General features: G+C 63.2%; 15 protein-coding genes. 4 read left to right on the plus strand and 11 right to left on the minus strand.

Annotated features, from left to right (window positions below):
* Positions 1–320 precede the first annotated feature (320 nt).
* Positions 321–1,073: an IclR family transcriptional regulator gene (locus BPHY_RS30945; protein WP_012405415.1), complete on the plus strand. Its 753-nt coding sequence runs from the start codon at positions 321–323 to the stop codon at positions 1,071–1,073.
* A gap of 162 nt (positions 1,074–1,235) precedes the next feature.
* Here BPHY_RS30945 and BPHY_RS30950 read toward each other — a convergent pair whose 3' ends face one another.
* From BPHY_RS30950 to BPHY_RS30960, 3 genes are read right to left on the minus strand one after another with little or no spacing between them, the layout of a single operon-like run.
* The gene (locus tag BPHY_RS30950) at positions 1,236–2,189 is read right to left on the minus strand and encodes a dimethyl sulfoxide reductase anchor subunit family protein (protein ID WP_012405416.1); all 954 of its coding nucleotides are present in this window, start codon (positions 2,187–2,189) and stop codon (positions 1,236–1,238) included.
* A gap of 28 nt (positions 2,190–2,217) precedes the next feature.
* Positions 2,218–2,958 carry a 4Fe-4S dicluster domain-containing protein gene (locus BPHY_RS30955; RefSeq protein WP_012405417.1) on the minus strand — a complete coding sequence of 247 codons (741 nt, stop codon included), beginning with the start codon at positions 2,956–2,958 and terminating at the stop codon, positions 2,218–2,220.
* 34 nt (positions 2,959–2,992) lie between these two features.
* Positions 2,993–5,929 (minus strand): molybdopterin oxidoreductase family protein, encoded by a 2,937-nt coding sequence (locus BPHY_RS30960; RefSeq protein WP_012405418.1) that lies wholly within the window; start codon positions 5,927–5,929, stop codon positions 2,993–2,995.
* A 249-nt stretch (positions 5,930–6,178) separates the two neighbouring features.
* On the opposite strand from BPHY_RS30960, the gene BPHY_RS30965 reads away from it, so the two are divergent.
* A complete protein-coding gene (locus BPHY_RS30965) occupies positions 6,179–7,114 on the plus strand; it encodes an NAD(P)-dependent oxidoreductase (protein WP_012405419.1) in 936 nt (311 codons plus the stop codon).
* Positions 7,115–7,160: 46 nt separating this feature from the next.
* Here the strand turns inward: BPHY_RS30965 and BPHY_RS30970 are convergent, their stop codons facing one another.
* From BPHY_RS30970 to sauS, 3 genes are all read right to left on the minus strand, one after another.
* On the minus strand, positions 7,161–8,543 hold the full coding sequence (locus BPHY_RS30970) for an MFS transporter (RefSeq protein WP_012405420.1): 1,383 nt from the start codon (positions 8,541–8,543) through the stop codon (positions 7,161–7,163).
* Positions 8,544–8,616: 73 nt separating this feature from the next.
* On the minus strand, positions 8,617–10,257 hold the full coding sequence (locus BPHY_RS30975) for an AMP-binding protein (protein ID WP_012405421.1): 1,641 nt from the start codon (positions 10,255–10,257) through the stop codon (positions 8,617–8,619).
* Positions 10,254–11,690, minus strand: a complete 1,437-nt coding sequence (gene sauS, locus BPHY_RS30980) for an acylating sulfoacetaldehyde dehydrogenase (protein WP_012405422.1) — start codon at positions 11,688–11,690, stop codon at positions 10,254–10,256. The genes BPHY_RS30975 and sauS overlap by 4 nt, the downstream gene beginning before the upstream one ends.
* A gap of 197 nt (positions 11,691–11,887) precedes the next feature.
* On the opposite strand from sauS, the gene BPHY_RS30985 reads away from it, so the two are divergent.
* Positions 11,888–12,652, plus strand: coding sequence for an IclR family transcriptional regulator (locus BPHY_RS30985; RefSeq protein ID WP_012405423.1), 765 nt, complete (start codon positions 11,888–11,890; stop codon positions 12,650–12,652).
* A 10-nt stretch (positions 12,653–12,662) separates the two neighbouring features.
* On the opposite strand, the gene BPHY_RS30990 is transcribed toward BPHY_RS30985, so the two are convergent.
* Both BPHY_RS30990 and BPHY_RS30995 read right to left on the minus strand, forming a co-directional pair.
* The gene (locus BPHY_RS30990; RefSeq protein ID WP_012405424.1) at positions 12,663–13,967 is read right to left on the minus strand and encodes an MFS transporter; all 1,305 of its coding nucleotides are present in this window, start codon (positions 13,965–13,967) and stop codon (positions 12,663–12,665) included.
* 97 nt (positions 13,968–14,064) lie between these two features.
* A complete protein-coding gene (locus BPHY_RS30995) occupies positions 14,065–15,720 on the minus strand; it encodes a GMC family oxidoreductase (protein ID WP_012405425.1) in 1,656 nt (551 codons plus the stop codon).
* A 156-nt stretch (positions 15,721–15,876) separates the two neighbouring features.
* On the opposite strand from BPHY_RS30995, the gene BPHY_RS31000 reads away from it, so the two are divergent.
* A complete protein-coding gene (locus BPHY_RS31000; RefSeq protein WP_052306204.1) occupies positions 15,877–16,740 on the plus strand; it encodes an IclR family transcriptional regulator in 864 nt (287 codons plus the stop codon).
* 55 nt (positions 16,741–16,795) lie between these two features.
* Here the strand turns inward: BPHY_RS31000 and BPHY_RS31005 are convergent, their stop codons facing one another.
* From BPHY_RS31005 to BPHY_RS31015, 3 genes are all read right to left on the minus strand, one after another.
* Positions 16,796–18,241, minus strand: a complete 1,446-nt coding sequence (locus BPHY_RS31005) for an amino acid permease (RefSeq protein WP_012405427.1) — start codon at positions 18,239–18,241, stop codon at positions 16,796–16,798.
* A 175-nt stretch (positions 18,242–18,416) separates the two neighbouring features.
* Positions 18,417–19,838 carry an NAD(P)/FAD-dependent oxidoreductase gene (locus BPHY_RS31010; RefSeq protein WP_012405428.1) on the minus strand — a complete coding sequence of 474 codons (1,422 nt, stop codon included), beginning with the start codon at positions 19,836–19,838 and terminating at the stop codon, positions 18,417–18,419.
* A 19-nt stretch (positions 19,839–19,857) separates the two neighbouring features.
* Positions 19,858–20,259: a nuclear transport factor 2 family protein gene (locus BPHY_RS31015; RefSeq protein ID WP_012405429.1), complete on the minus strand. Its 402-nt coding sequence runs from the start codon at positions 20,257–20,259 to the stop codon at positions 19,858–19,860.
* Positions 20,260–20,406: the final 147 nt, after the last annotated feature.

Raw genomic sequence — 20,406 nt, forward strand, 5'->3', positions numbered from 1 at the left:
GTCCCGCAGTGCGGCGTTCCTTGCACAAATAGCAAGTGCGAGGAACGGCGCCTGTCGAATCGCAACGACGATCACATCGAACTCCGTCCGGGACGGTCGGGGAGGTAAGCATCATGGACGCGACAGGGTCAATCGGCGACGCAGCAACCGAGCGGGAAGCATCCGAAAGCCGGCCAGAAACCACCAGAGCCATTCGTTCCGAAAACCGGAATCCGATAGCCTCTGATCCCTCCGCTTCACACATCTCAGACCATCCGCGCGGCCCGCACGACAAGCTTATTCAGTACAATACGGCCGATCCATTTTCTGGAACTGCGGACATGAAAAAGGCCGACACTCCGACGCTGCGCGCGTTCGCTCTGCTCGAACATCTGGTTGCCGCGGACGGCCCCGTTTCGCTCGCGGACATCACGCATGACATCGATCTTCCAAAAGCGTCGTTGCATCGGATGCTGACGTCGCTCGAAGCCGGCGGCCTCGTGATCCGTGAACCGGGGCAGAAAAACGCCTACGTGATCGGCCCGCGGCTTGCGCAACTGGGACTTGGCGTGATGATGCAGTCGAGCGCCCGACGCCTGCGGCACGCGATTCTCGGACGCCTCGTCTCCGATCTCGGCGAGACGTGCAATCTGACAATGCTTCACGAAACGGAAGTACTCTATCTGGACCGGATGGAAGCGCCATGGCCGTTGCGGCTCGATTTGAAGCCGGGCTCGCATGTGCCGGCTTATTGCAGCGCCAGCGGAAAGTTGCTGCTTGCGATGCTGCCTCGCGAGGAGCGCGCCGCGCTCGTGCGGGCGATGCAGCTGCAGCGTTTCACGCCTAACACCCTGACCGATCCTGCTTTGCTCGAAAGTGAGTTGGATCGCATCGCGCATAAGGGTATCGCTGTCGACAATGAAGAATTTGTCGTGGGGATTGCTTGTGTGGCGGCGCCTGTCAGGAACGAACAAGGGGAATGTATTGCCGCTATCGCGGTGCATGCTCCCGTGTCGCGGACGCCGCTTTCGCAGGCTTTGGAGTTTGTTCCTCGTTTGCAGGAGGCGGCGAGTGAACTCGCCGGGACTTTCTGAGTTTTGGTATTTTCCTTGGTTTGGTCCTTTTAGCTTGCCGCTGGCATCCGCGTTAGCTTGCCGCTGGCATCCGCGTTGCGCCTGCGCCGCGAAGGCGCGATGCGGATGCCAGCGAAACGCATGGCGAACCCAACCACCCGCCCCCATCGCACGCGCGACGACCTACGCCTGCCGATAATAAAGATTTTGCGGATGCCGCGCCTCCGCGAAGAAGAACCACCTCTCGGCTACAAGCCCCGCATACTGGATCACCGAAGCCGCGCAAAGCAGCACGAACGAAAGGCCGATCGAACGCACGCTTCCGCCCGACGCGATCAGGCCGAACGGCACGACGAACGCGGCGATCAGAAACGTCCACTTGATCCGTCTCAACGTCTGCGGCGTCTTCCCATGGAAGAACTCGCGCAGGTTGAACGCACCCGCCGTAAAGCCCCGCGATTGCTGCTCGACGCGCGCGCCGCGAATGCCCGTCGCGCTTTGCAGCGTCGATTTCGGTCTGAGCCGCGCGTTGCGCATCAGCGATGCGACGCGCGACGCGCATCCCGCAACCGTCAACCCGCATGCGCCCACCGCGAGCGGACCAATCAGCGCAGGGGCGAACCACGCCGCGCACGCCGTTGCGAGTGTAAAGCCCGATGCGCAGCCTAGCAGTACGAAGTTGACGAGCGTCAGTGGCGTCGCCCATTCCTGCAGGAAGCGCAGGCACGCGTAGATCATCCCCGTGCAGACGAACAGCAACCCGCTCGCGACAACCGCGACGAGGCCAATCTCGAGCGTATGAGGCGATGCAAACGCGTGGGCGACACCATACGCGAACGTGCAGGCAAGAAACGCGGGCAGGCACAGGCATTCTCTCGACAGCCACGACGTGCGCCACATCGCTATCGCGCGCCATGCCCGCTCGGGATGGCCCAGATGAAAAAACGATGCGAGAAGCCCGAGCGCGCCGAGCAGACACGAAAGCGCGGCGCCGGCGATATAAAACATCTGCGGCACCGTCACTGCATCGCCGAAACCCAACCGCAACGCCAGCTCCACACCGACGAGCGCGATCAACAGTCCCTGCCCTGCGCCGCTCAGCGTCGTGAGGAACACCACTGAAAATGCCGGATTCATTCGGCCTCCCGTCTTTGATCCAATCAGCTCACACGCGCGTCGCAATCGACGCAAGATGAAGCTCACCACGCTTGACCTGCGTTTCGACAGAAGCAGAAACGGCTTCGTCGCCATCGGATGTCTTGCACGAACATGCCCCGCTGCCGCACGACGTCACCTTCTGGCGCGGCAGATAGTGATTCGACGGCCGCGTGCCCCATTCCGGCATCAGCTGATAGCCGCCGCGCTCGCGGATCGCCTTCGACACCACGGACTCGGGATCGTGAATATCACCGAAAAGCCGCGCCGAGGTCGGGCACGCGAGCACGCAAGCAGGCTTGCGGTCGCGCTCGGGCAGCGCTTCGTTGTAGATGCGGTCCGCGCACAGCGTGCACTTGGTCATCTCCTTGCGCTCTTCGTCGATTTCGCGCGCACCGTAGGGGCAGGCCCACGAGCAGTACTTGCAGCCGATGCAGCGGTCATAATCGACCAGCACGAGGCCGTCTTCCTTGCGTTTATAGCTGGCCCCAGTCGGGCAGACGGGCACGCACGGCGGGTCCTCGCAGTGCAGGCACGACTTCGGGAAATGAATCGTGTCGACAAGGGGAAACTCACCCGCTTCGTAGGTTTGCACGCGATTGAAGAACGTGCCAGACGGATCGGCGTCGTATGGACGCTGATCGGACAGACTGCCCGCCTCGCCCGACGTGTTCCACTCCTTGCAACTCGTCACGCAGGCATGACAGCCCACGCAGACGTTCAGATCGATTACGAGCGCCATCTGTGTCATCGATGCTCTCCGTTTCAGTTGCACTCAGTTGCAGTCAGTTGCGCTCAGCGGCCTTGCGCAGACGCGCGGCAAACTCACCACGCCCCGCGAAATACGTCTGCACGATGCGATGAATCATGCCGCCCGACCCGCCGCCGACGACACCCGGCAGCGCCGGCATCGGCGCGAATTGCGGCAGCGTGTGATCGGCTTGAGCTTCGGCGGGATAGATGCGCACGCGCACGTCGTACCACGCGGCCTGGCCCGTAATGGGATCGGAGTTCGACGTGCGCGGGTGATTCGCACTGTTGACAGGGATCTCATCCGCGATCAGGTGATTCAGCAGAAAGCCGCGCTGCGATTCGTTCGCGTCGGGTCCGAGGTTCCACGCGCCCGCCGACTTGCCGATCGCATTCCATGTCCACACGGTGCCGGGTTCGACGGCCTCGCTATAGCGTGCAAGGCAGCGCACCTTGCCCCATTGCGATTCGACGTAAATCCATCCGCCGTCGTCGATGCCTTGCGCCGCCGCAGTGCGCGGATTCATGTAGAGATAGTTCTCGCCGTGTATCTGACGCAGCCATGCGTTCTGCGAGTCCCACGAGTGATACATCGCCATTGGCCGCTGTGTGACAGCCGCAAGCGGATATTGCGCATGATCGGTCGTGTCGTGCTCGAGCGGCGGATACCAGAACGGCAGCGGATCGAAATACCGCTCGATGCGTGCGCGCAGATGGTCCGGCGGCTGACGGCCCTTCGTCTTGCCCTGCGCGGCGAGCCTGAATTTCTGCATCACGTCGGAGTAGAGCGCGATCACGATCGGCTCGCTGAACTTGCGAAAGCCCTTCTCTACCGAGAACTTCAGGTACGGCCCATTGCAGTTGCGCATGTACTGCAGCGACTCGGGCAGCGTGTAGTGATAGACGCAGTTGTGCTTTGCGTACTCTTCCCACTGCCTGGGGTTCGGCTCGCCGACGAGCGCCTTGTCGCCGTCCTTGCCGCGCCAGCCGATCAGAAAGCCCACGCCCGAGCCTGGCGCCGTCTGGTGATTGACGATGAAGTCCGGATAGTCGCGATACTTTCTCTTGCCTTCCGGCGTCGTGAAGGCGGGGAGCTTCAGGCGGCCCGCCAGTTCGACGAGCACTTCCTGGAACGGCTTGCATTCGCCCGTCGGCGGCACGACGGGCACGCGCACGGAATCGACGGGGCCATCGAACTCGGAAATGGGCCGGTCGAGCATCGACATCGCATCGTGGCGTTCGAGGTACGTCGTATCGGGCAGGATCAGATCGGCGAACGCCGTCATCTCCGACTGGAATGCATCGCATACGACGATGAACGGAATCTTGTACTCGCCGTTCTCGTGCTTGTCCGCGAGCATCTTGCGGACCTCGACCGTGTTCATCGACGAGTTCCATGCCATGTTGGCCATGAAGATCAACAGTGTGTCGATGGGATACGGGTCGCCGCGCCACGCGTTCGTGATCACGCTGTGCATCAGCCCATGCACGGCGAGCGGATATTCCCACGAGAACGCCTTGTCGATGCGCACGGGTTCGCCGCCATCGTCGATGAACAGGTCTTCGGGCGCGGCGGGCCAGCCGAGCGGGCCGTTTGAAAGCGGCGTGTTCGGCTTCACGTCGTCTGGACTGTTCGGCGGTTTCGCCGACGGCGGCACGGCGCGAGGATATGGTGACTTGTGCCGGAAGCCGCCCGGCCGGTCTATCGTGCCGAGCAGCGACATCAGCACGGCCAGCGCGCGTATCGACTGAAAGCCGTTCGAATGCGCGGCGAGCCCGCGCATCGCGTGGAATGCGATCGGCGCGCCCGTCACGGTGTCATGTGTTTCGCCCCATGCGTCGGTCCATTGAATCGGCAGCGTGATCGTGTGATCGCGCGCGACATCGGCCATTTCGCGCGCCAGCCGGCGGATCGTATCGGCAGGAATGCCCGTGATCTCCGACGCCCATTCGGGTGTACAGGCAGCCACCTGCGCGCGCAGCAGTTCGAACGACGGCGCGACGGGCGTGCCGTCCGCGAGCGTATAGCGCCCTTCGAGCGCGGGCCGCACGCCCCGCGTATGATGCAGCACCTCGCGCTGGCTCGCCGGATCCCACCATAGATGATTCTGCGGAAAGAGCGGATTGCTCACGTCGGCCTGTTCATCGCGCACGAAAAGGCCATACGTGTCGCTATCGGTGCGCATGTCCAGCAGTTCGCCCGCATTCGTATAGCGCTCGACGAATTCGCGGTCATACGCATTGTTTTCGATCAGCTCGCGCATCAGCGCCATGAATAGCGCGCCATCCGTGCCGGGTCGGATCGGCACCCACTCGTCGGCGATCGCCGCGTATCCGGTGCGGATCGGATTGATCGCGATGAAGCGGCCGCCCGCGCGCTTGAACTTCGAGATCGCGATCTTCAGCGGGTTCGAGTGATGATCTTCGGCCGTGCCGATCATGAAGAACAGCTTTGCGCGGTCGAGATCGGGACCGCCGAATTCCCAGAACGAGCCCCCCATCGTATAGATCATGCCCGCCGCCATGTTTGCCGAGCAGAAGCCGCCGTGCGCCGCATAGTTGGGCGTGCCGAACTGCTTCGCGAAGAGGCCTGTCAGCGCCTGCATCTGGTCGCGTCCCGTAAAGAGTGCGAATTTTTTCGGGTCGGTTGCGCGCAAGTGCGCGAGACGCTTTTCGAGCATGTCGAACGCGACGTCCCACGAAACGGGCTCGAACTGCGCGCTGCCGCGTGACGCGCCCGGCTTGCGCAGCAGCGGCTGCGTCAGGCGCGCGGGCGAGTACTGCTTCATGATGCCCGACGAGCCCTTCGCGCAAATTACACCCTGATTGAGCGGATGCTCCGGATTCCCGTCGATATAGCGCACTTCGCCATCACGCAGATGCACGCGGATGCCGCATCGGCAAGCACACATGTAGCAGGTCGTCGTCCTGACTTCGAGCTTTTCGTTCTGGGTGCGAGCTTTGTGCTCCATCGATACCTCCCTGTGATTGCCCGGTGGCAACGGCGCAGACGTGAGAACACGCGCTGTATAAACCGATGCGCCGATTGCCGGATTGCTCATCTCCGAATGCTAAGAGCGACATGTAAAAAAGAAAAATCGCCATTTCGAATCCAAATCATCGCAGCAGCCGATAGTCCGTCGGGTAGACGCACCATCGTCCAGCAATTCTCACGTCCTGCGATAATCGCTAACCCCTTCCCCTTCTTCCAAGGAGTCACCGTGAGCGATACCTCAGCCTCATCTTCCGCCGGCGCGACGCAACGCGCCGCGCCCGTTGCCCGTGTCGCATTCCTCGGCCTCGGCGTCATGGGCTACCCGATGGCCGGGCATCTGGCGAAGTCCGGCCTCGACGTCACGGTCTACAACCGCACCGCGTCGAGAGCCACGCAATGGGCGTCGGAATACGGCGGACGCACGGCCTTCACGCCGCGCGATGCCGCGCGCGGTGCTGACCTCGTGCTCGCGTGCGTCGGCAACGACGACGACCTGCGCAGCGTCGTGCTCGGCGACGAGGGTGCGTTCGCCGGGATGACTGCGGGCACCGCGTTCGTCGACCACACGACAGCATCGGCCAATGTCGCGCGCGATCTCTCCGCGCTTGCCACGGAACGCGCTCTACATTTCATCGATGCGCCTGTGTCGGGCGGCCAGGCGGGCGCGCAAAACGGCACACTGACTATCATGTGCGGCGGTGACCCTGCTGCATTCGAGCGCGCTCGCGGCACGCTCGAACTCTACGCCGCGGCCGTCACGCTGCTCGGCGACGTGGGCGCCGGCCAGCTGGCGAAGATGGTCAATCAGATCTGCATCGCAGGCATGATCCAGGGCCTGTCGGAAGCCATCCATTTTGGCCAGCGCGCCGGACTCGACATGGCGCGCGTGCTGGACGTAATCGGCAAAGGCGCAGCCGCCAGCTGGCAGATGACCAATCGCGGCCCGACGATGCTCGAAGGCAAGTTCGACTTTGGCTTTGCCGTCGACTGGATGCGCAAGGACCTCGGCATCTGCCTCGACGAAGCGAAGCGCAATGGAGCGTCGCTGCCCGTCACGGCGCTCGTCGATCAGTTCTACGGCGACGTGCAGGCACTGGGCGGTAACCGCTTCGATACATCGAGCCTGATCTGGCGGCTGCGCAGAGTGAATCCCGCCGACTGAAGAACGTCGCGGGCGCGATTCTCACGCACATCGCTACGTCACCGCATCACTTGCGCCAGCGCAACGGCCGACGCAGGTGATGCCGTTCGAGCCGCAGCCCCGACGCCGCATGGGCGAACGCGGGCATGCCGCCGACTTCCACGCCTTGCAGGCGTTCGCGTTCCTCGTCGGCCTCGACCGTCTTGCTTGTATCGATGAAACACGCGGCCACCACACCCACGGCCAGCAGCCCGGCGGAGATCGAGAACGGCACGTTGTAGCTGCCCGTCGTCTGGATCAGATAGCCGAACACCACGGGCGACACCATCCCCGCGACGCCGAAGCCCGTGTTCATCATGCCGCCCGCCGTGCCCGCATACTTGCCTGCGATATCGAGCGGCAGCGTCCATAGCACCGGGTTCGTGATCTCCAGGAAGAAGAAGGACGCCGACAGATACCACACGGCCGTCAGCGGATTGCTGGCGGACACCATCGGCAGCAGGAACGCAAGCGACCCGCCCATACCCACCACCAGCACCGCGCAACGCGCAAAGCGCAGGCGCCCCGTGACCTTGAAGAGCTTGTCCGACACCACGCCGCCGAGCGTATCGCCGATCACGCCCGCCAGCAGCGGCAGCGCCGTGAAGAGCGCGAGGTGCTTCAGATCGAAGCCGCGCGATTCCTTCAGATACGAAGGCAGCCACGTCAGATACACCCAAAGCAGCCAGCCATAGCAGAAGTCGACGAACGTGACGAGCCACATCCGGCGAATCAGCTTGCGCCACGGCGTAGGCATGCGCTTCGCGCGATCGCAGTCACCGACGCGATAGCCAATTTCGGCCGTTTCTTCCGGCGTGATCCGCTTGTTCTGCTCCGGCGAGTTGGTGAACACGCACAGATAGAGCACCGTCCACGCGAGACTCGCGACGCCAAGCAGAACGAACGCGTCGCGCCAGCCGCCCGCCGCGACCACGGCGAGCACGAGCGGCGGCGTCACCGCGCCGCCCAGGCGCGCGAAGCTGTGCGTGATGCCCTGCGCGAACCCGCGTTCCGATACGGGCATCCAGTACGTGAACGCGCGCGTGGCTGTCGGGAACGCGCCCCCTTCGCCGATGCCGAGCGTGAACCGCAGCGCGACGAGCATCGCGACACTGCCCGCGAAGCCCGTCGCGAGCGTCGCTGCGCCCCATATGATCGACAGCACGGTGAGCACGAGCTTCGGACCATACTTATCCGACAGCCATCCACCGATGATCTGCATTATCGCGTACGGATACGCGAACGCTGAGAACACCAGTCCGAGTTCCGCCGATGTCAGCCCCATCTCATGACGGATCAGCGGACCCGCCACCGCGATGTTCACGCGGTCGATGTATGAGATGAAGTACATCACGCACATGACCGCCAGAATGATGTGACGCGTCTTCACGCGCCTCGTATGCTTTTCCATGCTGTCTCCTGTGTCTCTCGTTATGGCACGTCTTTGATGTCGATGCTCGGTGTATCTCCTCGTTGCGTCGCGCTCAGGTGTTCAGCAACTTGAGCCGCTGCACCTTGCCCGATGGCCCGCGCGGCAATTCCGCGACAAAGCGGAATTCCTTTGGCGTCTTGTACCGGCCGAGTTCACGCAGACAATGCGCGCGCAGGTCGGCGATATCGAGCGCCTTTTCGTCAGTCGCGCGTGCGACGATGAATGCGACGATGTCCTGTCCATACGCACTATCCGGCACGCCGACCGCCGCCGCGTCGAGCACGCCGGGATGCCTGAGTAGCGCTTCGTCGATCTCGCGCGGCGCGATGTTTTCGCCGCCCTTGATGATCAGTTCCTTCGCGCGGCCGTTGATGTAGAAGTAGCCTTCGTCGTCGCGATAGCCGAGGTCGCCGGTGCGTAGCCAGCCATCGGCCGTGAACGCGGCGAGCGTTTCTTCAGGGCGCTTGTAATAGCCGCTCATCACCTGTTCGCCGCGCAGCACGAGTTCGCCGCATTCGTTTGGCGCGCACTCGCGGCCTTGCTGGTCGATGACCTTCGCTTCGCCGCCCGATGGCACGCCGATGCTGCCGATCCTGCGCTGCGCCGCGTCGTACGGATTGCTAAAGACGGGTGCGGCCGTCTCGGTCATACCCATCGTCTCGATGATGCCGATATGAAAGCGCGACTCGAACGCGCGGTGATGATCAGCGGGCAATGCAGCGGACGCGCTGCGGCAAAACTTCAGCGCCGACAGGTCATACGCGCACGGTTCGTCGCTGTTCAGCAGATACGCGACGATGGTCGGCACGACATTTATCCATGTGCAGCCGTGACGCGCCGCATCGCGCCAGAACGTGCGCGCGGAAAAGCGCGGCGTCATCACGACCGAGCCCGCGTGGAAAAGCGGCGCGAGCAACGTCACGACGAGACCGTTGATGTGATAAAGCGGCAGCGAAGCGAGCACGCGATCGTCGGCGCCGAGACGATGCTCGGCTGTGATGTTTGCCGCGTTCGCGAGCAGGTTGCGGTGCGTGAGCAGCACACCCTTCGGCGCGCCCGTCGTGCCGGACGTATACATCAGCAACGCGACGTCGGTTGTGCATGGTGTGTTGCTGCGCACAATGGATGCGTCGACGGATTCGCGTTCCCCCGCTATCGGCGCGGACCGCACATCGTCGTCGGTCACGGCTTCCGCCAGCGCACGTTCGGCGCGCGGCAAGGTCGGCATGACGAGAGCATCGGGCGCGGTCTGCACAATCTGGATATCGCGGGCAAGACCTTGCGCGCGCAAATCCGCGATCGACGACTCAATCGCCTTGCGCGTATCGCTTTCGACAAAGACAGCGCGCGTGTCCGAATGCTCGACGATGTAGCGCAACTGCGTGGGCTGGCACAGCAGATTCAGCGGATGCGCAACGAGCCCACTGTACATCGCGGCGAGCAGGATGCGCGCGGTCTGGATGCCGTTGCTCATGTAGACGGACAGGGTATCGCCCGCACGCAGGCCGGCTTCGCGAAAGCGCACTTCGAGCGCGCGGCAGTCCTCACGCAGTTCGCCGAAGGTCAGGGCCCGGGCTCGCGCGGATGTGTTGCCCGCGTCGTCTTCACCGGGGCATGCGAGCAGAAACGGCTTGTCGGAATACTGCGCGGCGCGTTCGTCGATAAGTTCGCGAAGAGTCGAGGGCGTGTTCATCGGCCGTATCTCCGGAAGAAATCGCCAAGCAGGTCGTCGGCATCGGGCACGCGTTCGTCGATCGGATACGCGACGCGCGTGATGTTCAGGTATTGGTGGAAGTTGAGATTGCTGGAGAAGTTATTGCGTCCCCAAGTTCCGCAGCCCATCGACAGCGAAAACGGCAAGCCGTTATCGAAGTTGCCGCCCGTCGCAAGGCAATGCGCCTGATTGACGATCACGCGCGCAACGGGCAGCGTCGTGCCGAGATGAACGGCTTGCGCCGCATCGGCGGAATGAAGACCGACCGAGTGCCCCGCGCCCATATATGCGTAGATGTTGCGGACGATCTGCGTTGCGGCATCGAAGTCTTGCGCGCGATAAACCGTCAGCACAGGTGCGAGTTTTTCGCCAGAGAACGGATGCTGTGCGCCGAAGCCCGTTTCTTCGACCATCAGAAATGCGGGCTCGCGCGCGGCGATGTCCTCGAGACCCGCCACGCGCGCGATCGTCTGCGCCGAGCGTGCGGTGCAATGCGCGGACAGCTTGCCGTCGTTCCACATCGCCGCCTGGAGTTGCGCCTTTTGCGCTTCGTCGAGCAGCACGCCGCCGCTCGCGGTAAGTTCGCCGAGCATCGGCTGATACACGGCCTCTTCGACCACGACGCTGTTTTCAGACGAACAGCTCGTGGCGTTGTCGAAGGTCTTCGAACGCGCGATCTTGTGCGCCGCATCACGCAGGTCGGCCGAAGCCGTCACGATCGACGCCACATTGCCCGCGCCAACGCCGAACGCAGGCGTGCCGCTCGCGTACGCCATGCGCACGTTCGCCTGCGAGCCCGTCGCGACCACGAGGTCGCATTGGCGCATCAGTTCCGCCGTCGCGGCCTTGCTGATGGGCGCGGGCAGCATTTGCACGAGATCGCTGGAAAGCCCTGCTTTTTGAAGCTGCGTATGAATGAAGCCGATCAGAAGTGCGCACGATGAATAGCCTTTCGGTGAAGGCGCGACGACCACCGCATTGCCGCATTTGAGCGCGTTGATGATCTTGTTCGCGGGCGTCGCGGCGGGATTCGTCGACGGTGTGACGGCCGCCACCACACCGACCGCGCGCGCAATCTCGACAATGCCGTTCGAGGCGTCGCGCGCGATGACGCCCGCCGTCTTCTGCCCGTGTAAGTCGCGAAGCAGGCCGAGCGTCTTGCGAAAGTTCTTGCGGAACTTGTCGTCGGCGTTGCCAAGGCCCGTGTCCTGCACCGACAGTTCGGCCAGTTGCCGGTTGCGCGCGGGCTCCATGATCGCCCAAGCGGCTGCGGCAGCGGCCGTGTCGAGTGCTTCCTGTCCCGCGTTTTCGAACTCGCGCTGCGCGGCGCGCGCCCGCTCGACTAGCGCCGCGACAGCTTGTCCGACGCCCTGCTCTCCCTGCACTTGCGCCGGTGTGGCTCTGACATTCATACGTTTCGCTCCGGTTGGAAAGGACATGAAATGAATCTAGCGAGCCTCGCGAATCGAAGAGTCCCGTTTTCCGCGCGTTCCTGCGCTGCGCGCTCCTGCGAATCGGAAAATGTAAAATTCGGGACTTTCTGCAGTCCCGAAAACCGTGTGAATCGATGCAAAATCGTTCTTGTCCGCAAGAAGCACAGGGAGATCGGATGTCGTCTTCGAATCAATCAAACGCGGCAGCCGTGCGCGCGTTTCGCGTGCTGGAGACGCTCGCGGAAGCGGGCCAGCCTCTGTCGATGATGGATATCGTCGACGCGCTGGGATTGCCAAAGCAGACCGTGCACCGGATCCTCGTGCAACTGATCGATGCGTGGCTCGTCACGCGCAGCGCGGGCAGCCGCCTGTACGAATGCTCGCCGCGCGTGCGCACGCTCGCCGTCAACGTGCTGATGCATGCAGGGCCGGCCGCCGCGCGCCATGTGCTGCTCGAACAGCTGGTAGCGAAGATCGGTGAAACGTGCAACCTGACGATGCTCGCCGGCAACGATGTGGTGTATGTGGACCGCGTCGAAACGGAATGGCCGCTGCGTATGCATTTGCAGCCGGGCTCGCGCGTGCCGCTGCACTGCTCGGCGAGCGGGAAGCTGCTGCTGAGTTTTCTTCCGAAGGAAAGACGCGACCGGATGATCGATACGCTGCCGCTGCGCGCGTATTCGGAGCGCACGATCACCGATCGTGACGCGCTGCGGCAGGAGTTGGTCGCCACGCGCAAGCGGCTGCTCGCGATCAACAATCAGGAGCACCTGCAAGGGCTGATCGCGATTGCCGTGCCCGTGATGCTCAACCGCAATCGCGCGTGCGCGGCGATTGCGGTACAGGCGCCCGTCGGCCGGGTCACACTAGACGATCTGCTGTCGTTCGTGCCCGATCTGCGCTATGCGGCGGACGAAACCGCGAAGACCTTTCGCGAGTAATCACGCGGGTTCAGTGCGCGCTTGCCGTCACCCCATACGCCTCCGCGCGCCGCTCGATTACCCGCGCGGACCATGCCGACACGAGCGCGGACAGCATCACGTACGCGCAGACCATCCACGGCTTGCCTTCGTTGATGCGCAGCAGCGCAGTGGCGATAATCGGCGTCAACCCGCTCGCGAAGATCCCCGAGAACTGATAGACGAACGAAATGCCCGTATAGCGCACCTTTGCGTCGAAAAGTTCGGCAAAAAGCGCCGCTTCGGGGCCATACACCATCGCGTAGAAGATGCCGAACGGCACGACGATCGCGAGCCAGATCATCAGCGTGCTGGCCGGCTGGCTCTCGATCAACCAGAACGCGGGCAACACCGAGAGTCCGCAGATCAGCGATCCCCAGCGATACACGCGCGTCCGCCCCACCCGATCAGACATTGCGCCGAAAAGCGGAATGAAGAAGCACATCACGATGGCTGCGATCATCACGCCAAGCAGCGCATCGGTACGGCTCATCGACACATGCTGCGTCAGATAGCCGATCGAGAACACGGCGAACACATTAAAGAACACGCCGTCGATATAGCGCGCGCCCATGCCAAGCAGCACTGAACCACGATAGCGGCTCATCATGTCGACAAATGGAATCTTCGCTTCACGCCTGCTGCGTTTGAGCGCGAGAAACTCGGGCGTTTCCATCACCTTCAGCCGAATGTACAGGCCGATCAGCACGAGCAGCAGCGACGCGCCGAATGCGATCCGCCAGCCCCATGCGAAGAACGAGGTTTCGGGCAAGAGCCGCGAGACGCCCGCCACCATGCCCGACGCAAGACACAATCCGATGGACAGGCCGATCTGCGGCAAGCTCGCGTATAGCCCACGTTTGTGCGGCGGGGCGTATTCGTAGGCCATCAGCACCGCGCCGCCCCACTCGCCGCCGAGCCCGACGCCTTGCAGCACGCGCAGCGTCAACAGCAGAATCGGCGCCCAGATGCCGATCTGCGCGTAGGTCGGCACGAACGCGACGCCTGCCGTCGATACGCCCATGATCACCAGCGTGAGAATCAGCGCGGACTTGCGCCCGACGCGGTCGCCAAAGTGACCGAACAGCACGCCGCCGAGCGGTCGCGTAACGAAGCCGACTGCGAACGTCGTGTACGCGAGCATCGTCGATACGAGTGGATCGGTGGCGGGGAAATAGAGCTTGTTGAAGACGATGCCGGCGACGACGCCGTACAGAAAGAAGTCATACCATTCGACGGTCGCACCTATTACGCTCGCTAGTGCGACACGGCGGACCACGCGCTGATCGATTGCCATAGCAGCTCCTCCATAGGATGGCCGTGCTGCCATCGCACGGCGGCATTAGCAAAGGCCCACTTGGTCTCCTCCGGGGCCGGAAACTGTAACCTGTGAATCAGGCGGCGGCTTCCACCGGCGCGTTCACGCGCTCGTGAGGGCCAGGGGCGCGGGCGTCGTCGAGGATCATGTCGGACGCCTTTTCCGCGACCATTACGATCGGCACGTTGGTGTTGCCGGACACGAGCGTCGGCATGATCGAGCAATCGACGACACGCAGCCCGCGCGTGCCATACACGCGCAGGCGTTCGTCGACCACGGCGAGCGGATCGTCGGCTGTCCCCATCTTCACCGTGCCCGACGGATGGAAAATCGTCTGTCCGTACTCGCGGCAGAAATGCAGCAGTTCGTCGTCCGTCCGCGCGTCGGCGCCGGGCCGTACTTCGCGCTTCATCAGCGAGGCCATCGGCTGCGTTGCGGCGACGCGCCGCGCAAAGCGCACGCCCGCGACGGCCGTGCGCCGGTCGAGATCGGTCGCGAGATAGTTCGGCTGGATCGACGGCGCCTCGAGCGGATTCGTCGAGCGGATACGCACCACGCCGCGCGATTCGGGCCGCAACTGGCAGATCGAATACGTGCAGCCGGGAAACGCGTGTACGTCGCCGCCAGCGGAATCGGCGGAAAGCGTCGAGAAGTGGAACTGGATGTCGGGCGTCTTCGCTTCGTCAGGCAGCGCGCGGCAGAACATGCCGCCCTGATTGATGCCGACCGCAAGCGGTCCGCCGCGAAACAGCGCCCATTGCAGGCCCATCTTCGCGCGGCCCGTCCATGAATGAAGCTGGTCGTTGGTGGTGATCGGCTTCGTGACTTCGTAGATCAGGCGAACCTGCAAATGGTCCTGCAGATTTTCGCCGACACCCGCGCGATCAGCCACGACGGGAATGCCGTGCTCGCGCAGCAGCGCCCCCGGACCGACGCCCGACAGTTGCAGCAATTGCGGCGATTGCAGCGCGCCCGCCGTCAATATCACCTCGCGATCCGCGTGCACTTCGCGTGTCTCGCGATGCTGCACGTATTGAATGCCCGTTGCGCGCGTGCCGTCGAACAGGATCTTCGACGCCTGCGCCTCCGTTTCGACGTGCAGATTCGCGCGGCGCCGCGCAGGCTTCAGATACGCGACGGCTGTCGAACAGCGCAAGCCGTGGCGCGTGGTCAGCTGGTAGTAGCCGACGCCTTCCTGATCGCCCGTATTGAAGTCGTCGACAGTCCGCACGCCGAGCCGGTTCGATGCCGCGACGAACGCATCGACGAGTTCATGACGCTGCCGGATTGTCGACGCCCACAGCGGCCCGTCGACACCGCGCGTCGGCCCCTCGCCCAGTTGGTTGTGCTCGAGCCGCCGGAAGTACGGCAGGCATTCGTCCCAGCTCCATCCGCGATTGCCGAGCGCGGCCCAATGGTCGTAGTCCTCTTTCTGCCCGCGCACGTAGATCAGGCCATTGATCGAACTGCATCCGCCGAGCGTGCGGCCACGAGGCCAATAGAGCTTGCGGTCGTTCATGTTCGGATCGGCGTCCGTATAGAAGCCCCAGTTATAGACGGGATGAAACATCGTCTTGCCGTAGCCGATCGGAATATGAATCCAGAGGTAGCGATCGGCGGGACCCGCTTCGAGCAGACAGACCGAATAGCGCCCGTCTTCCGACAGACGGTTGGCGAGGACGCAGCCGGCGGACCCGGCGCCGACGACGACATAGTCGAAACGACGTGGCATGGTGAATGTCTCCTGCTCGTTTTTTGGATTTCAGTACAACCAAAAACCGGAACGTTTCGTGTAAATCTATTGAGGAGAATTGCCGAACTCAAGCGAACCGCAGTAGCATCGTCGAATCTGGTACAGAAACCGAACTTTTTGTTTCACTTTGCACGAATGCGCCCAAGCACATCACAACCATCAAACGATTCGACGCAGGACAACACCCGCGTGCTGCGTCCGCTCGCCGTGCTCGAACAACTGGCGGCGGCGGGGCAGCCGTTCTCGCTGTCGCAGTTGTCGGCGCGGCTGCATATTCCAAAGGCCACGCTGATGCGGCTCATCGAGTCGCTCGAAGCGCAGGGGTATGTCACGCATATGCCGGACTCGCGCGGTTTCGAACGCGCGATTGCGCTTGGTCCGCGTGCCGCGCACCTCGCGCTCGCCACGCTTGCGAACAATACTTTCACGCGCGCGTGCCGTTCACTGTTGCGCTCGCTTGTCGATACGCTTGGGGAGACGTGCAATCTGACGGCTCTCGATAACGACACGGTGCTGTATATCGAGCGCGTGGAAACGGCCGAGCCATTGCGTCTGCAAATGCAGCCCGGCACGCGCGTGCCGCTGCACTGCACGGCGAGCGGCAAGCTATTTCTCTCGCAGATGCCGCTTGCGGAGCGCCGGCTCGTCGTGTCGCGACTCACTCTCAAACGTATGACGTATCGCACGCTGACGGACGGTAGCCTGCTCGAAGCCGAACTCGACCGGCTTGCCGTGCGCGGCATCGGTATCGACAATGAGGAGTTCGTACGGGGAATGGTCGCGATTGCCGTGCCTGTGCGGGATGCCGTGAACGGCAACGTGCTTGCGTCGCTGGCGGTTCATGCGCCGACCGCGCGCGCGAATCTCAACGATTTGCTGGAGGCCGTGCCGAAGATGAAGGAGACGGCATTGGCAATTGCGCCGTTGCTTCAGTTTGCCGAAACGCTGTCAGGCAAAGTGAGTGGAGAATCTGCGGATCGTCACGCGACGTCGCATTGAGATGGGCCCGACGCAATGGCCCGGGCGCCCGAAAGCGCCCGTGGCCATTTCTGCTCTAATACCGCCGCCCGGAAACATGCATCCGCTCAGTGTCGATCGAATGCTGCGTGCTGGACGCACCCTTGCGCCAGCGGCCGCGCTGCCAGTACACAGCAATCAGCACCGCGAGGCTGACGACACCAAACCACAGCGGCTTGCGCTGATCCGGAATGAACGCCATCGCCACGATGATCGCGCCCATGCCGATGATCGCGAACCACGTCAGATACGGATAACACCACATCTTGACACGCAGCTTGCCGGGCGCTTCGCGTTCCAGCCGCGCGCGCAGCTTTAGTTGCGACAGCGCGATCAGCACGTAGACGAATATCGCGACGGTGCCGTACGAGTTGACGAGAAACGCGAACACCGTATCCGGTGAAACATACGACATCACCACCGACACGTAACCGAACAACGTACCCATCAGAATCGCGCGCACCGGCACGCCGCGGCTGTTGACCTTCGCGAGCGAGCGCGGCGCATCGCCGCGCCGTGTCAGCGCGAACATCATCCGCGAGGCGGCGTAAAGGCCCGAGTTCAGCGCGGACAGCACCGCCGTCAGGATGATTGCGTTCATCAGATGCGCGGCGGCGGGAATGTGCATCGCTTCGAGTGCGCTCACGTACGGCGTCGACATGCCCGGCGAATTCCACGGCACGATCGCGACGACGAGCAGGATCGAGCCGGCATAGAACACCAGCACGCGCGCGATCACAGAGTTCGTCGCTTTCGCGACGGCGCGTTCCGGCTCGCGGGCTTCGGCGGCTGCAATCGTGACGATCTCCGCGCCGAAGTAAAAGCCGGTTGCCGCGACGGCGCCGCTCAGCACGGGCCCGATGCCCTTCGGCATGAAGCCGCCATGCGCGGCGATCTGCGCAATCGGCAGTGCCGCGTGATTCGCATGCGGCCACATGCCGAGCACGAACAGCGTGCCGACGAACAGGAACACGATGATGGCCGCCACCTTCACCGACGCAAACCAGAACTCGAACTCGCCATAGCTGCCGACGGAGATCAGATTGGTCAGCGTCAGCACGAGCAGAAGCCCGAGCCCGATCGCCCATGCTGGCACCCCTGGCAGCCAGAACTGCACGAGATGCGCGCCCGCCACGGTTTCGACGGCCACGACGATCACCCAGAAGTACCAGTACATCCAGCCTGTCAGAAAGCCCGCCAGTTCGCCCGCTGGTCTGCTTTCGCCGAACGCGAGGCGTGCGTATTCATAGAACGATCCGACGGCGGGCATCGCGGAAGCCATTTCGCCGAGCATTCGCATCACGAGCACGACGAGGCCGCCCGTCAGCAGAAACGACAAAATCGCGGCGGGTCCTGCCTGCTGGATTACCACGCCGCTTCCGACAAAGAGCCCTGCCCCGATCACACCGCCCAGCGCGATCATCGTCATGTGCCTTTGCTTCAGACTGCACTTCAGCTGACTGCCATTGTCTGCGTGCTGCATGTCACCTCCATATTCGTTCAGGACGGCGCTCGCGAAACGCATAGGCCCGCGTGTGCTGCTGCGCCGCGTTGGCGCGCGCGGACGTCGGATGACTCCGGCCGCCCGCCGCATCCCCGCTGAAGACGTTACTTATGTGAAAAATGAAAGCGCGGTTCCTGTCCCGCTCGAGACGCGCCTAACGCTGCTCGTCGCGCAGGAAGTACCAGTGGTACAGCATGCGCTGACCGACGCGTCTGAACGGCGCGAACATGTGCCTGGGCAGCGGCGACGTAAAAATGGGCAGTGTCTGTTGCGCGCCCTTGCCCGCAATGCGCTCGGCAAGTCGCCGACCTGCCTGCGACGAATATGACACGCCATTGCCGCCATAACCGAGCGCGTAGAACACCGATTCCTTCGGATCGGGCTGGAACACGCGCGGCATCATGTCATGGCTCACGTCGACCCAACCCCACCACGAGTAATCGATATCGATGCCTTGCAGCGCCGGAAACTTGCGCTGCAAGCCGTGAACGAGCAGATCGTAGTGCTGGGGGTTCGGCGCGTCGCGTCCCGTGATCGCGCTGCGGCTGCCGATCTGCACGCGGCTGTCAGGCAGCAAACGGTAGTAGAAGCGCAACGTGCGCGTATCGGTGAGCACCTGGTGGGTGCGGAAGTTGCACGCGTCAAGTTCGGATTTCGTGAGCGGACGCGTCACCATCGAGTTCGACAGGATCGGCATCACCTTGCTATGCAGCGACGGATGCAGCCCCGGCGCCGTATACGCGCCCGTCGCGATACCGACTGCGCGCGCCCGCACGGTACCGCCCGGCGTGCGCAGATGATGGACACCCTTGATCGTTTCCCAGCCGATTACCGGACTCGCCGGATGCACCTTCGCACCCGCTTCGCGCGCGAGCCGCAGATAGCCATACGCGAGCTTTAGCGGATGAATGCCGATGCCTTCGGGCTCATGCAACGCACCCGTCGCTTCCGCATCGTTCACGTACTCGCGGCGAAACGCTTCCGCGCTCATCAGCTCTGACGGATAGCCGAACACGTCTTTCCATACCTTCGCTTCCGCAGCGAGCTTCTCCATGATGCGCGGCCGATGCGCGATCAGAAAGTGCCCGCCCGGCTGCGGATCGCAATCGATCGTCGCCACCAGCGACTTGAACGTCTCGAAGCCCTGGGCGATTTCGTCGTGCATCTTCAGGGCGACGTCCTTGCCCCAGCGCTCGATCCATTGCGAGCGCGACAGACGTCCTGACGCGTTCTGCCCCTGACCGCCGTTGCGGCTGCTACATCCCCAGCTGACGCGGTTCGCCTCGAGCACGACGGCCTTGATGCCGTGCTCGCGCGCCAGAAAGAGCGCGGTGCACAGCCCCGTGTAGCCGCCGCCAATGATCGCCACGTCGACGTCCATGTCCTGCGTGACGGGACCGTCGTCGGGCGGCGCGGTGCCCGCGGTTGCGGCCCAGTAGGTCGGAGCGTACTGCTTGCCCTGGCCGGGGCCCGGCGAAACGAGCGGATCGTACGTCGGGTCGTAGCGGGTGTCGTTGCCGCCCGTGCGTTCGAACGACGACTCCGCACCCTCAAGATGAATCACACCGTGTTTCATGCGACTCTCCTCATCGGCATTACGCGACTTGCTTCGGACGTTCCTTGCGGAACGCGCGCTTGACTGCGATCAGCCCGTCGCAGAACTCGAAGAGATCGCAGCCTTCTGCCTCGATGCGCCATCCCTCCGCATGCGTGCCCGTGAACACCCATTCGGATACGCCGCGCTCGCCCGCGACGTAGTGCTTGCCATGACCCCAGTGCGCATCGGGGAACGTCTTGAAGACGGCTTCGAAGGCCGCGCGCACGGCGTCTTTTCCGACGAAGCGCGTGCCGTAGACTTCGTTTCCGCCGGCGGCATCGAAGATGCAGTCATCGGTCATGAAGTTCATCAGCGCGTCGGCGTCGTGCCGGTTGAATGCATCGGAAAAGGCGGCGAGCGTGTCCGCGGTGACGGACGCTGCCTTGAGCGTGTCTGACATACCGTGTCTCCTGTTAGATGACTTCTTGAGCCACACAGCGCGATATCGCGCATGTGGCCTCCTTAGTCGACACGTTAGATAACGCCCGCTTTGGGCGGTAGTTCCAGTAGACGGCTTTCGCTTGGGCCAGCAGAAGTGGATCAGCGG

Source organism: Paraburkholderia phymatum STM815 (assembly GCF_000020045.1).
GTDB lineage: Bacteria > Pseudomonadota > Gammaproteobacteria > Burkholderiales > Burkholderiaceae > Paraburkholderia > Paraburkholderia phymatum.

Coding starts and splice junctions, on each gene's coding strand:
- BPHY_RS30945 (WP_012405415.1), top strand. CDS start 321: ATGAAAAAGGCCGACACTCCGACGCTGCGCGCGTTCGCTCTGCTCGAA.
- BPHY_RS30950 (WP_012405416.1), bottom strand. CDS start 2,189: ATGAATCCGGCATTTTCAGTGGTGTTCCTCACGACGCTGAGCGGCGCA.
- BPHY_RS30955 (WP_012405417.1), bottom strand. CDS start 2,958: ATGACACAGATGGCGCTCGTAATCGATCTGAACGTCTGCGTGGGCTGT.
- BPHY_RS30960 (WP_012405418.1), bottom strand. CDS start 5,929: ATGGAGCACAAAGCTCGCACCCAGAACGAAAAGCTCGAAGTCAGGACG.
- BPHY_RS30970 (WP_012405420.1), bottom strand. CDS start 8,543: ATGGAAAAGCATACGAGGCGCGTGAAGACGCGTCACATCATTCTGGCG.
- BPHY_RS30975 (WP_012405421.1), bottom strand. CDS start 10,257: ATGAACACGCCCTCGACTCTTCGCGAACTTATCGACGAACGCGCCGCG.
- sauS (WP_012405422.1), bottom strand. CDS start 11,690: ATGAATGTCAGAGCCACACCGGCGCAAGTGCAGGGAGAGCAGGGCGTC.
- BPHY_RS30985 (WP_012405423.1), top strand. CDS start 11,888: ATGTCGTCTTCGAATCAATCAAACGCGGCAGCCGTGCGCGCGTTTCGC.
- BPHY_RS30990 (WP_012405424.1), bottom strand. CDS start 13,967: ATGGCAATCGATCAGCGCGTGGTCCGCCGTGTCGCACTAGCGAGCGTA.
- BPHY_RS30995 (WP_012405425.1), bottom strand. CDS start 15,720: ATGCCACGTCGTTTCGACTATGTCGTCGTCGGCGCCGGGTCCGCCGGC.
- BPHY_RS31000 (WP_052306204.1), top strand. CDS start 15,877: ATGCGCCCAAGCACATCACAACCATCAAACGATTCGACGCAGGACAAC.
- BPHY_RS31005 (WP_012405427.1), bottom strand. CDS start 18,241: ATGCAGCACGCAGACAATGGCAGTCAGCTGAAGTGCAGTCTGAAGCAA.
- BPHY_RS31010 (WP_012405428.1), bottom strand. CDS start 19,838: ATGAAACACGGTGTGATTCATCTTGAGGGTGCGGAGTCGTCGTTCGAA.
- BPHY_RS31015 (WP_012405429.1), bottom strand. CDS start 20,259: ATGTCAGACACGCTCAAGGCAGCGTCCGTCACCGCGGACACGCTCGCC.